We start from the raw sequence: 13012 nt of genomic DNA, 5'->3' as shown, positions 1-13012 counted from the left end.
GCCGTGTTTATGGATAAGCACGAGACGCTTGATTCTATCTGGATGAGAGAGCGTTGCATGAAATCGTTTAAGCATTGGTCACTAAAGAATAAAATCCGCCTGCCCCTGTTAGTTCTTGCATTGTTCATTTTCTGGATGTCGATTCAGTCCTACCGGGCTATGAACTCTATAGAGTCTGAAGTGGCATCGTTCGATCAGCAGTATTTTCCGGCCATATCAGCGGCCTTGAATGCTGACAGGGATCTTTACCAGGCGCTGGTTGCCATGCGCAGTTACGTGGAATTGGCTGCTAACAGTGATCCTGAGACGTTGGAATCGTTAAATACGGACAGGCTCGACAACTATCAGCAAGCACTGGATCGCGGTCTCAATGCGATTCAGATGATGGGTGAATTGCTTGAACCGAATACCGCATCGCGATACCGCGCGCAAATGCAGGCTTGGCTGGCTCATTCTGATCAGGTGATCGCCAGCGCTAATATGCAGGATGATCTTGCATTGTTTGATGCACCCAGAGATTCGTTGAATGCACTGGGAGAGCGCCTTGATCAATTGGCCAAAGATGCTGCGTCAGACGCCTCTGAAACCTTGACTCAACAAACCAGCTTTCAGCTCGTTCAGGTAGGCATACTGGTCGTTTTTTTTGTGGTGATCGGTATTACTTTACCCATGATGCTGGTGCGACCCATTGAACTGCTGCGCGACAAAATGAACGATATCGCCCAGGGAGAAGGTGACTTGACCGCTCGCCTAACAGCGCGTTCACAGGATGAACTCGGGCAACTTGCTGATGCCTTTAATGCCGTGATCGAAAAACTGCAAAAATCGATTTCGGTGGTTAAGGAGGTCAATGTCCACCTTGAACAAGGTGCTGCATCGCTGCGAGAGGCTGCATCCGGTAACATTCAATTGGCGGATGAACAGCACCAGACGGTGGATCAGGTGGTTACGGCGGTCGAAGAGATGCACGGTGCGGCGCGTGAAATTGCCAATAACTCGAACTCCGGAGCTGATGCGGCGAATGATGCACAGCAATCGGTGGGCCAGGGCACCAAGGTATCGCAGAAGGCAAATGAACGGGTGGCAGAGCTATCGGAACGCTTGAACCGGTCATCGGAGGCAGTCGGTCGACTGGCAGACGAAGCGGTCAGCATTGCGTCTGTGTTGGATGTCATTCGTGGCATCGCCGAGCAAACAAACCTGTTGGCACTGAATGCGGCTATTGAAGCGGCACGTGCCGGTGAACAGGGCCGCGGCTTTGCCGTGGTAGCGGATGAGGTTCGGGCACTGGCAAGCAAGACCCAGCAATCGACGGAAGACATTCAAAAACGAATTGAAACTCTGCAAAGCGGAGTCGATGATGCGGTAGGGGCCATGAAAAGTGGCATTGAAGTGCTCGACAAAACAGTAACGGATGTTGCCGGAGCTGCCGACTCGTTCAGTTCGATCGAAGGGGCTATTTCTCAAATCACTGATATGTCGATGCAGATTGCCACGGCGACGGAAGAGCAAACCCACGTGGTTGAGGAAATCAATAAGAACCTCCAGATGATCTCCGATTACTCAAGCCGCAGTTCCGATCAATCGCGTAACTTGAGTGAGCTGGCCGAAAACCTCAAGCACCGTACCGATGAACTGAGTGATGTCGTGGGTCGGTTCAAAGTTTAGTGGGTTGCTACAGAGATGTAGCGACAACGGCTGGTTGTATGCTCCGGTTCACCACACGCCAATGGGTCTGTTGGCGTGTAGGTGTTGGCTCCTTTGACTCGTCAAATCGTTCGGCTCAGGCCCGGATTGGTTAGCCTGTGAGGTTAGCGGTCATATAATATCTGCTCGAACTCTTTCCGTTTAAGGTAATTCAACGAATGTCGCGCACCCAGCATGCCAATAAACCCGAGTGGAACAAAGGGAATGGACAATAGAAATGTCATGTATGCGCCTGTCTCTTTCAATGGTGTAAGCATCATAAGCAAGCCGAGTAATCTCACCATAATCAAAAATAGCAAGATGAGCTCAAAGTCAGATGGCAACACTCGGTAGAACAGAATGAAATAGGCCGAAACCAGTTCCAGAGCAAATGAAACAAACACCAAGCTGATACCAGGTTTCATATAAGGCCCTCCTTTGTCACTGCATATTGATTGAGCGTGGCCTGTAGGTCGTCGATTTGTTCTGGTTTGAATAATCGAAGTGGCAAGTAGATTGGATTAGGCTGGTAAGTAGATTTCACGGCGATTCGTCTTTTTCCCCGATCGACCGAGAGAATGCTGTCCAGGGGGATGAGCTGTAAAATACCCAAAGGGTTCGGGTTCTTGAATTCAAGCGCCTTGTTTCCAATGGAGCAAATGGGGGTGTTTTCCTGACCGAGGATGAGCAGTGCCTTTGTCATTAGTATGATGGCGGCTGCAAGCAGCGGGTATACCGGTATACGAAACAACAACATTATGAGCAGTATGAAGCATAGACTCAGGCTCAGACCAAGCTGAATTCTGGCTCCGCTACCTACTTTTGGGCCATAGTTAAATGCGATGACATCATGAGTATTGGTCACGACGATCTCCTTATCGGTGTGGTGGGTATCCATTGATAATCGGTTGAGCCGCAATCGGCTCAATCGCGGCAACCATAATGCGATGGCACGGTGATTTCCATACAGGCAGGTCTTTTTGTTGGCCAAGAATTACTGGCTTTGTGATGAACTTCACGCTGGTACAGGCGGGCAAGTAGCACCCTGCCGTGAGTATGGCCTCCTAACTGCTACAACTGAGCGGTTGCGCCTGATAGTCTGGCGGCGGCAATTGACGCCAGCGCTGCCATTCTACCCGTGCGTCAAACGGAGACTGCAGGGCCGCGAGGTAACTGTGCAGCAGTGAATCATCGCCTTGCTCGCAGGCGTCGATGACGGCTTGTACATGGTGAGTGCGCAGTATTGAGACAGGGTTGCTGGCCAGCGCCAGGGTTTGGCCGCCGGGCTCTTGCTGTCGGCGTTCAGCCAGGGCCTGGCGAAAACGGCGGAAACGGTCGCGGTCGACGTAGTCGTCGTCGAGGGTGGCCCAGTCGGACGCTTCCGTCTCCGCCAGGGCGCGCAGCGGCCGGTGAAAGTCTACCGTTTCATCGCTGGCCAGTTGCATCCAGTCGCGAATCAGTGACTGGTCTTCGTCCATGACTGTTGCCAGACCCAGGCGGGCGCCCATTAATTCCAGAAACCGTTCGTTATAGTGTTTGGCAAAGCGGCTCAGGCTGTCACGCAAGGCCGATTGATCGGCAATACCGGCCAGTGCCTGAGCCAGGCATTGCAGGTTCCAGAACGCGACATCGGGTTGCCTGTTGTAGGCATAACGACCGCTGGTGTCGGTGTGGTTGCAGATAAAGCCAGGCTGCATGGCATCGAGGAAGGCGTAGGGGCCGTAATCGAAGGTATCGCCGATGATGCTCATGTTGTCGGTGTTCATCACCCCATGACAAAAACCGGTACTCATCCAATGGGCGATCAGGTGCGCCGTGCGCACGGTAACGGCGTCAAACAGAGCCGCGGCCGGGTCTGGTTGACGGCTGCAGTCGGTAAACAGGTGTGTCACGCAAAAATTCAGCAATTGCTCCAGTTTCCCGGTTTGGCCGCTGAAGGCAAACCATTCGAAATGGCCGAATCGGATGTGTGTTTTGGCGATGCGCAGCAGCATGGCTCCGTGTTCAAGTCGTTCGCGCATGACCGGTTCATCAGACCCCACCAGCGCCAGTGCCCGGGTGGTCGGAATACCCAGCCCATGCAGGGCTTCACTGCCCAGATATTCGCGGATGGACGACCGCAATACCGCCCGGCCATCACCAAACCGGCTGAACGGAGTTTTACCGGCGCCTTTCAGGTGAAAATCCCAGTGCTGGCCCTGGCCATCGTTCCACTCGCCCAGCAGGAGTCCACGACCGTCACCGAGATCGGGGTTGAAGGCACCAAACTGGTGGCCGGCGTATTTTTGGGCGATGGGCTTGGTACCTTCGAGCAGGCCATGGCCAGCAAAGGCGTGCAGTAAATCGTTATCCGGCGGGTGTGGCCAATTCAGATCATGCGCCAGGGCACTGTTCCAGGCCACCCAGCGAGGGTTCTTCAAGGGAGTCGGTGAAACCCGGGCATAGGTGTCGGGCAGTTCTCGCTGATAGCGGTTCTCAAAATGAGCGGTGGTTGCAACGTCGTCAGACATGAGTGCTCGATGTGTGCAGATGATCGTATGAGGATGGGGCACACGGGAAGGAAGTCAAGCCAGCGGTTCTAAGGCCCTGAGTCTGAGTAGGTTGAGAAAGGGTGCTAAGTTCAGGTCGGGTTGCGGGCAACAGGTCGGTGGCCAGCCGATGCGACAAGTCGCGGCTTCACCAGCCTGGAGGCAAAACCGTTCCCATCTCGGATGAAGGGTAACCGGGTAGGGAAACAGCCTGCCTTGGCCGACTCAGCTGCCCACTGAGGAGTCCTTTGGGTACTGCATTCAGGTCTGTAAAACCTTACTTCAGGTTTTAAAAACCGGAAACAGGTTCTGAAAACCAGTATGTGGTCTTGGCGTCCTGCACCGGGTGCATCCGATGTACCCTAGCTCGTCCTGAGCAATGAGTGCATTATGCAGAGGCCAGGGTGTGAGAGAAAGGCGTCATCAGTGACACCCTGTGTAGGAAATTGACTACACAGGTCACCTCTGCGTTTGCAACTGGCTCTATTGAGTTGTGTCTGTGAGGTCATCTGTGGGCGACGCAGAGGAGACACCTGGCCGGTGAATCAAGCGATTGACGGAGGTTGGTGTCAGTGGCTTCCTGGGTTTGCACCTCTTGGCCCAGGAGGGCTCACCGCCAAGAGGTCACTTGTCGGTCAACTGAGTGTTCAGCGATTGAATGTTGCGCGCCATGTTTTCTATCAGAGTCAGTACGGTATCGGGGTGAGATTTGATCAGGGAGATGAACTGGTCTTTGGGCACGGCCAGCACGGTGCAGGGCTCTGCGGCGGTTACGGTGGCTGAGCGGGGCTCGCCGGTAAACACGGCCATGGCGCCAAATATCTCGTCCTTGAGTACTTCCCCGACCGGGGCGCCGGCGACGGTGACCTTCGCCCGGCCGGTCAGTATGGTAAATACCTCGTGGGCCGGGTCGCCTTCGGCGATGATGGTTTCACCGGCGGTAAAATTTAAAAACCCGGTTAGCGGCTGTTGTTCGGCCTCGCTCAGGTAGCGGCCAAAGGCGTGCATGAACAGGGCAGACAGTGAGATCAGATAGCTGGTCCAGATCGATTGCCGCTGACGACTCTCGAGGCAGTGTTGGAGCAGAGTGTCGGCGGCGTACGCTTCAAGCTCGACCGGCCCATCGCTGCTGATTCGAAACGAAGGCAGTTGGTAACAGTCGGACAGCCCGACGACATCACCGGGCTCGTAGTAGAGGCAGTGACGCTCATCCTGATGCCCTTGCAGTGTGCCACTGCGCAGAATGAACAAGGTCTCACGGGTGTGGCTGGCGTAGAGGTCGTTGACGGAATCCAGCGACAATAACTGGCCTTCCGGTCGGTCTTCAAACAGCTTGTCCGCCAGAATTTTCAGGCGTTCCTGCAATTGATCGGTAACAGGCGACCGCTCACCCAGTAAAAGCATATACAATTCCTTCGAAGTCACTTCCGTTAGTATAGCAATTGCCATGCCTCAGAACAGCCAGTCATTACCGTCGGCATTTGTGCTCAGCCGACACTGGTCGGAAAACGATCAGGGTATACAGCTGCGTTACTGGCTGAAAACCGGTGATCAGGTTCAGTGCTGGCAAGTTGCTAACCAGCGTTCAGTCTGTTTTATACCGGTCGCCGAACGCGCTGCCTGGGGCCGGGTCTGGTCTGCCGTCGGGTCAGTGCCCGAGGTCGGTTATGCTGAGCTGAAACTGCTCAGTGGCGAGCCCGTTGTGCCCGTTTACTCTCACCAGTTCAGTGCTCAGCGGCAATGGGTTCGCCGTGGCCGGGATCAGCAGTTGCGTGTCTGGGAAGACGATATACTGCCGGCCGATCGCTTTTTGATGGAACGGCTGATTACGGCTGGCGTGCAACTGGATGGTCAGCGCCCACGTCCGGCCCGGGCCAGACCGGTGCTGAGTGTCCTGTCCCTGGACATCGAAACCGCCTGGTTTGTTCCCGGAAAAGCCCCGGATTTGTACAGCATTGCGGCGGTTACCGACTCTGCCAGCGCCGTCTGGGTGGTCGACCGGGGGCAGGATAAACCCCTGCAGACGGCGGATGATTTTCACTGGGTTGCCACGCCGCGAGCAGCACTGGAAGCTTTCTTCGATTTCGTACAGCGCACCGACCCCGACGTGCTGGTGGGCTGGGCGGTGGTCGACTTTGATCTGTGGGTGTTGCAGCAACATTGTGACCAACTGGGGATACCCATGGCGATCGGTCGTGACCGCCAAGCTGCTCGCTGGCAGGGACGCGAATCGGGCCGTCAGCGCATAGAGCTGGAGGGTCGCCAGGTTGTGGATGGCCCCGGCACGTTGCGCTCGGCGGCCTGGTCACTTGAGAGTTATTCGCTGGAGGCGGTCGCGCGCGCCTTGCTGGGCCGGGGTAAAGCCATTGCCAACAGCGATGATCGTGTCGGTGAAATTGAGCGACTCTACCGTGACGACCCGGTTGCGCTCTACACCTACAACCGGGAAGACGCCCAACTGGTGCTCGACATTTTTAGAACCGCAGACCTCTGGGGTTTCTTGGTCGAACGGGCGCACCTGACGGGGCTTTCGCTGGATCGTATCGGTGCTTCTGCCGCCGCTTTCAGTTATGTGTATCTGCCCAGGCTGCACCGCGCCGGCCGTGTGGCGCCTTCCGTGGGTGATCAACAACTGACTGAGCACAGTCCGGGCGGGTTTGTCATGGACAGCAAGCCAGGCCTTTACGACAACGTGCTGGTGCTCGACTTCAAGAGCCTGTACCCCAGCATCATTCGCACCTTTCTGATCGATCCCCTTGGGTTGCACCTGGGTCTTGAGGGGCCCGAACCGGATTCAGTGCCAGGTTTTCTGGGCGCGCGTTTTCATCGCACCGGTCACTTGCTGCCGGGCGTCATTGACCAGCTATGGATTGCCAGGGACGAGGCCAAAAAAGCCCGCAACGCGCCGCTGTCGCAAGCGATCAAGATTCTGATGAATTCCTTCTATGGCGTACTTGGCAGCAATTTGTGCCGGTTTTTTGATCCACGCCTGGCCAGCTCAATCACTCTGCGAGGTCACCAGATTCTCAATGAGAGCCGGGATTACATTGAACGACAGGGGCACCAGGTTATATACGGCGACACCGACTCGGTGTTTGTCTGGGTTGACCGGCATCAGGATCCGGCCGCGCTGGGCAAGGGTCTGGCCAGCCAGTTGAACACCTGGTGGCAGGCCCGCTTGCGCGATGAATTTGATCTGGAATCCCATCTTGAGATGGAATACGAGACCCATTACCACCGCTTTTTGATGCCCACGATCCGTGGTCAGGAAACAGGCTCGAAAAAGCGCTATGCGGGGATGATCGTGCGTGACGGGGAGCCTGAGCTGGTATTCAAGGGGCTGGAGGTCGTGCGATCCGACTGGACGCCGCTGGCCAAGACTTTTCAGCGGGAACTCTACCGCCGGGTGTTCATGCATGAAGACGTAACCGGTTACGTTAAAGCCGAAGTCGCTGCCCTGCTGGCGGGTGAGCGCGATGACGACCTTACCTATCGCCGACGGTTGCGCCGCTCGCTGGCCTCCTACGAGAAACAGAAACCGCCGCATGTTCAGGCAGCGTTGAAACGCAAGGAACGACAGCCACAGTGGAGCGGGCGAGAAATCCGGTATCGTGTGACGTTGAATGGCGTAGAGCCCGAGCCGTTTATTGAGTCACCGCTGGATTACGAGCATTACCTCGACAAGCAGCTGGCCCCCATTGCCGACGGCATTCTGCATTTTCTGGGAATGGACTTCGCAGCCCTGGTGGATGAACAAATGACGTTGTTTTAAACGCCCAAAACCACACACGCCGTTGAGCCGGCGTGTGTGGTTTTGGTGTGTGCTGCGGATCAGTTCACCAGGCTTACGTTGATGTCTTCGCCCTGGCTGCGCAGGGTAAAGCTTTCCGGGTTGAACGAGGTGAAGGTATAGGTGAGCTGCACCGGTTCTACTGACCGCTGCATGCCGGTGCCACCGCCGCCTTCTTCAATAAACTCGGTGATGACGCTGAGCGTTCGGTCTTCCAGGCGCCAGATGCCCTGATAGGTATAGATTGACTGGTCCGGGCGGGTCTGGGTGAAGCGGATGGCGCCGTTTTCCTGAATGCGAATGCGGGTTTCACCGCCGTTCGGGCCACGGCCAAACCAGGTGCCATTCAACTGGGCGGCACTGACTTCAACCGCTGCCTGGCGCTGACCGCGAATACTGACTTCTTCGGACTGGGTGTCTCGTGGGGGGCGGTCACCGTAGTGAACAGTGCCTTCGGCATCGGTCCAGGTGTAGATCTTGCTCTCAGCCAGAGTGGAGCCGGCCGACAGAGACAGCAGAACAGCCAGCGTTAATGACACCGTCGGACGTGCTATTTTGGAAGCCACCTGTTGAGTGGCAGAGAACAGGAAACCTTGTTTCATGGGACATCCTTACACTTTGATCATTGGCTACACCGGCGCCTGTGAATAGGCGCTCAACAGCGAGTGCAACATCTGTGAAAGCTAGTGTAACCCTGTGGCTTCCAGAAAGTGAATGTTTTGCTGTGACCCGCTCGACACTTCTCCTAACAGACGACGAAAAACGACTGTCCGGTGCGGTTGAACCACTGTTCAATGGCCCAGAATGCGTTTCCGGCAGTCGAGTAATTGAGCCTGGTCGAGCCGGGCACCGGAATGTTGAACCTTCACGGCCGAGGCGAGACTCGCCAGCGCCCCGGATGTCTGGTAACTGTGCCCCTGCGACAAGCCATACATGAAGGCACCGGCAAAGGTATCGCCGGCGCCTGTGGTGTTGATCGCCCGGACTTTGTGGGCGGGAATTTCAAAGCGGGTGTGGCCATCGAAGGCTATGGCACCCTGGTCGCCCCGCGTCATGACCCAGGTATCGGCCAGGTCGTCGAGGCTGGACAGTGCGTCCTCGAGATCCGGTTTGTGGCTCCAGATTCGGGCTTCTTCCTCGTTGCAGAACAGCAAGTCGCAGCGGTCGCTGAGCAGTTCGGTCATTTCCTCGCGACACAGACGTACTACCGCCGGGTCGCAGAAATTGACGGCAATCTTTTTGCCCAATTTGCGTGCCCGGTTGCGACAGGCCAGCGCCGCCTGGTGCCCCAGGCTGGAAATAGACAGGTGGCCTTCCAGAAACAGCCAGTCGGCCGCTGCCAGGGCCTCGAAATTGACGTTGTCGATGCCAATGTCGTCGGTAATGCCAATGTAGGTGTTCATGGTGCGCTCGGCATCCGGCGTCACCATGATCAGGCAGACGCCCGTATGGCCATCTTTAACCCGATCGTGCGGGTCGGTAGCCACGCCGGATTCAGTCAGTTGCTGAATGTAGAAATCGCCGTCTGCGTCATCCCCCAGCCGGCAGGAAAAGTGGCACTTTGCACCCAGCTGGGCACTGGCGGTCAGGCTGTTCGCGCCACTACCACCATTCATGCGTTTGAGCAGCGTGCCCTCTTGCGATGCGGCAGCGCGCAGAGTCTGGCTGCGCTCGAAATCGATCAGAGTCCGGTGCGCCTTAGCGACACCCAGGGTGGCAAGAAAGGCTTCATCGACACTGTATTCTTCATCTACCAGCGCCTGGCCGACGGCGTAAATATCCAGATGACTCATTCGCATAACTACCTGTTAGTCCGGCAGATGCCGGAAGACTGACGAACGGCCAGCGTCTGTCAGACAACGTCGGCGACCGGGTGGGGCGGGGCAGTGTACTGATCCTGATCATTCAGTCAATTGACAGACCCAAAGTTTGCCGACCAGCTGAGTGCCAGGTGCCGGGTATGCCTAGCAGGGGAAGTCCGCAACATGGATGTTGCGGTCTAGGCCCCACGGATGGGTTCACGCCGACCCCTGCTAGGCATACCCGGTGCCTGGTACGGACTCCTGCCAATAAGATGGCAACGAACCCCGAAACCTGAGTTGTTCATTCTGCCAACACGGCCAAAGACAGCGACCGTTTCGCCCTTTATACTCCCGCGCCATGGCAAAGAAACCAACTCGATCCCGCGCCGGCACTACCCGCCGTGCAGCACCCAAATCCCGTTCCAGCCGCCGCAGCAAGGCTCGCAAGCAAAGCCGCGGTGCCCTATGGCGCTGGCGACTGTTTCAGTTAAGCACAATTGGCGCTGCTGTGCTGATCGCCTGGATGTTTTATCTGAATGCCGTCGTGCGTGAGCGCTTCGAAGGTCAGCGGTTTACCGTACCCGCCCGGGTCTACAGCGAAGCTCAGGAGCTCTATGCCGGCGCGCCGGTCAGTGCCGATCAGGTGGAATCATTGCTGCAGGCGCTGGGGTACCGCCAAACCGGTCAGTTGGGCCAGTCGGGCCGGTACCTGCGCCGGGGGCAGACGCTCTCGGTGCACACGCGCGGTTTTGATTTCTGGGACAACCCCGAACCCGCCCGTCGACTGGAGCTGGACTTCAGCCAGGGCAGCCTGGTGAATATGGTCACCCCGGCCGGGCAGTCGGTTATGGTGGCCCGGCTCGACCCGCTCTACATTGGCCAGATCTACCCGGGCAGTGGTGAAGACCGTTTGCTGCTGCCATTGACTGAAGTGCCCGCTTCGCTTCTTGAAGGACTGATTGCCGTTGAAGATCGCCGGTTTTTTCAGCACTGGGGCATCTCACCGGTCGGCATCGCCCGTGCCTTGTGGGCCAATGTCAGTTCCGGGTCCATCGCCCAGGGCGGCAGTACCCTGACGCAACAGCTGGTTAAGAATATGTTCCTGACCGCCGATCAGACACTCTGGCGCAAAGGGAACGAAGCCCTGATGGCGCTGCTGATGGAGTGGCATTACAGCAAGGAAGAGATCCTCGAGGCCTATGTCAACGAAATCTACATTGGCCAGCAAGGGCGCCGGTCGATCAACGGTTTTGGGCTGGGCGCCCAGTTCTTCTTTGGCAGCCCGCTGAGGTCACTCAACATTCACCAGCAAGCGTTGTTGGTGGGTTTGATCAAAGGGCCCTCCTATTACAACCCGCGACGCAACCCGGAGCAGGCCATGACCCGGCGCAACGTGGTGTTATCGGTCTGGCGTGATGCCGGCGTCATAACCCAGGCCGAGTACGATCGCGCAGTGGCGGCCGGTCTGGATATCAGCAATGTACCGGGCGATGCCAGCTACCCGACCTTTATGGACCTGGTGCGCAGGCAGCTCGATCAGGGATACCGGCGGCAGGATCTGTTGGCCGAAGGGTTAACCGTGTTCACCACGCTGGACCCATTGGCTCAAAATCACCTGGAGAAAGTACTGCCGCAAGGCCTGGCCGAGCTGGAGCGGAACCATAGCCTGGCGGATAACACCCTGGAAGGCGCCGCCGTGGTTACACGCCCCTCCACCGGCGATGTACTGGCCATCACCGGTGGCCGACGACCTGAACTGGCCGGGTTCAACCGGGCATTGGATGCGCGTCGTCAGGTGGGTTCTCTGATGAAACCGGCCGTCTATCTGGCTGCACTGGAAGCAGGCTACACCCTGGCGACGCCAATCAGTGACGCACCGGTGCAGGTGGCCTCGGCTGATGGCGATCTTTGGGAACCCAAAAACTACGACAAGGAAAGCCACGGCACACCGATACTCCTGGACGCTTTTGCCAACAGCTATAACCAGGCTACTGCGCGCCTGGGTATGGAAGTCGGGCTGCCCGAGGTATTCGGCGTGATCGATCGTCTCGGTGTGGATGAACGCTTGCCGAGGGTGCCCTCGGTCATGCTGGGTGCGGTGGATTTGTCGCCGTTTCACATTGCGCAGATGTATCAAACCATCGCCGGCAACGGCTTTTACAGCCCCTTGAACGCCATTCGAGCGGTGGTACACCCCGACAATGGTGTGCTGCAGCGGTTTGATTTGCGGGTTGAGCAGCGTTTTGCCCCCGAGCAAATGTATCTGGTTCAGGAAGCGCTGCACCGGGTTACGCTGGAAGGCACCGCGCGCAGCCTACAGTGGCGACTGCCCGGGAGCTGGTGGTTAGCGGGCAAGACCGGTACGACAGATGACAGCCGGGATGCCTGGTTCGCAGGCTATAGCAGCGATCGACAGGCGGTTGTCTGGGTCGGCCGTGATGGTAACGAGCCTACGCCACTGACTGGATCGACCGGCGCATTGCCTATCTGGGCAGACATCATGGCCGGGTTGAATCCGAACCAGGAGCGACGCGGGCAGCCAGCGGCGGTGGTCAGAGTCCCGGTGAACGCCGGGGGTGCTCAGGTCAGCGTGCGATGTGACGGTGCGCGCGAATTACCCTTTATTACCGGATCTGAACCTCCGCAGCGTCGAGGCTGTGATGCTCAGCCTGGCACAACCGATAGCGAAGACGGAGGTGGCTGGTGGCAGCGACTGTTCAATTAATGGGTGTCGGCAGGGCAGCCGTGCGTAACCGACGACTGGCTTGTGTGCTGGCATCGGTGCTTGGGTTCGCTGGCTGTGTATCGGTGCCGGTCGATCAGCCGAACGATACTCGTCTGAGCACTTGGGAGCGACAGGAAGAGCAACTCGGAAGTTCGCCGGATATGGCGCCGCCCAGCCGAAGCAGCCTGGTGGATTCATTACAGCGGTCTGCTCGGGAGCGAGCCGCGGTTGGCCAGTGGGACCAGGCCGGGGAATTGGTGTTGAGGGCACTGCGAATTGAGCCTCAAGCGCCTGACCTGTATTTGCAATTGGCGGAACTCAGAACTCGCCAGGGGAATACGGCCGGTGCTGAAGCGATCGCTCGCAAGGGGTTAACCTACGCGGAGTCGGGCAGTCGCGTTGTTGAAGAGTTGCAACGGTATGTGCAATCCGGTGCTGTCCTTACCCAATAGTGTTATTGAACAGCCGTGAGGAGTAAAGC

At 57.3% G+C, this 13012-nt stretch carries 10 protein-coding genes; 4 read left to right on the top strand and 6 right to left on the bottom strand.

Annotated elements, in window-relative coordinates; translation table 11 throughout:
- Positions 1-57: 57 nt before the first annotated feature.
- Entirely contained in the window at positions 58-1668 is a 1611-nt protein-coding gene (locus G565_RS0110905) for a methyl-accepting chemotaxis protein (protein ID WP_028670957.1), read from the top strand.
- Positions 1669-1811: 143 nt separating this feature from the next.
- Here the strand turns inward: G565_RS0110905 and G565_RS0110900 are convergent, their stop codons facing one another.
- The 4 genes from G565_RS0110900 to G565_RS0110885 form a co-directional block, all read right to left on the bottom strand.
- Positions 1812-2111 (bottom strand): hypothetical protein, encoded by a 300-nt coding sequence (locus G565_RS0110900; protein WP_028670956.1) that lies wholly within the window; start codon positions 2109-2111, stop codon positions 1812-1814.
- Entirely contained in the window at positions 2108-2551 is a 444-nt protein-coding gene (locus G565_RS0110895) for a hypothetical protein (RefSeq protein ID WP_157600053.1), read from the bottom strand. The genes G565_RS0110900 and G565_RS0110895 overlap by 4 nt, the downstream gene beginning before the upstream one ends.
- A 199-nt stretch (positions 2552-2750) precedes the next feature.
- Positions 2751-4196, bottom strand: coding sequence for a protein adenylyltransferase SelO (locus G565_RS0110890; RefSeq protein WP_028670954.1), 1446 nt, complete (start codon positions 4194-4196; stop codon positions 2751-2753).
- Between the two features lie 642 nt (positions 4197-4838).
- Positions 4839-5618: a Crp/Fnr family transcriptional regulator gene (locus G565_RS0110885; RefSeq protein WP_028670953.1), complete on the bottom strand. Its 780-nt coding sequence runs from the start codon at positions 5616-5618 to the stop codon at positions 4839-4841.
- Between the two features lie 43 nt (positions 5619-5661).
- On the opposite strand from G565_RS0110885, the gene G565_RS0110880 reads away from it, so the two are divergent.
- Positions 5662-7986, top strand: coding sequence for a DNA polymerase II (locus G565_RS0110880; RefSeq protein ID WP_028670952.1), 2325 nt, complete (start codon positions 5662-5664; stop codon positions 7984-7986).
- 59 nt (positions 7987-8045) lie between these two features.
- Here G565_RS0110880 and G565_RS0110875 read toward each other — a convergent pair whose 3' ends face one another.
- Both G565_RS0110875 and G565_RS0110870 read right to left on the bottom strand, forming a co-directional pair.
- Positions 8046-8606 (bottom strand): DUF4124 domain-containing protein, encoded by a 561-nt coding sequence (locus tag G565_RS0110875; RefSeq protein WP_028670951.1) that lies wholly within the window; start codon positions 8604-8606, stop codon positions 8046-8048.
- A 189-nt stretch (positions 8607-8795) separates the two neighbouring features.
- On the bottom strand, positions 8796-9797 hold the full coding sequence (locus G565_RS0110870; protein ID WP_028670950.1) for an adenosine kinase: 1002 nt from the start codon (positions 9795-9797) through the stop codon (positions 8796-8798).
- Between the two features lie 367 nt (positions 9798-10164).
- Between G565_RS0110870 and mrcB the strand changes: the two genes are divergently transcribed.
- The gene (gene mrcB, locus G565_RS23825) at positions 10165-12531 is read left to right on the top strand and encodes a penicillin-binding protein 1B (protein WP_051207774.1); all 2367 of its coding nucleotides are present in this window, start codon (positions 10165-10167) and stop codon (positions 12529-12531) included.
- Positions 12510-12983, top strand: a complete 474-nt coding sequence (locus G565_RS0110860) for a tetratricopeptide repeat protein (protein ID WP_157600052.1) — start codon at positions 12510-12512, stop codon at positions 12981-12983. Before mrcB ends, G565_RS0110860 begins: the two co-directional genes overlap by 22 nt.
- Positions 12984-13012 lie beyond the last annotated feature (29 nt).

Origin of the sequence: Saccharospirillum impatiens DSM 12546 (assembly GCF_000423605.1) — a bacterium.
Classification (GTDB): domain Bacteria; phylum Pseudomonadota; class Gammaproteobacteria; order Pseudomonadales; family Natronospirillaceae; genus Saccharospirillum; species Saccharospirillum impatiens.
This window is presented reverse-complemented; position numbering and strand designations above follow the sequence as displayed.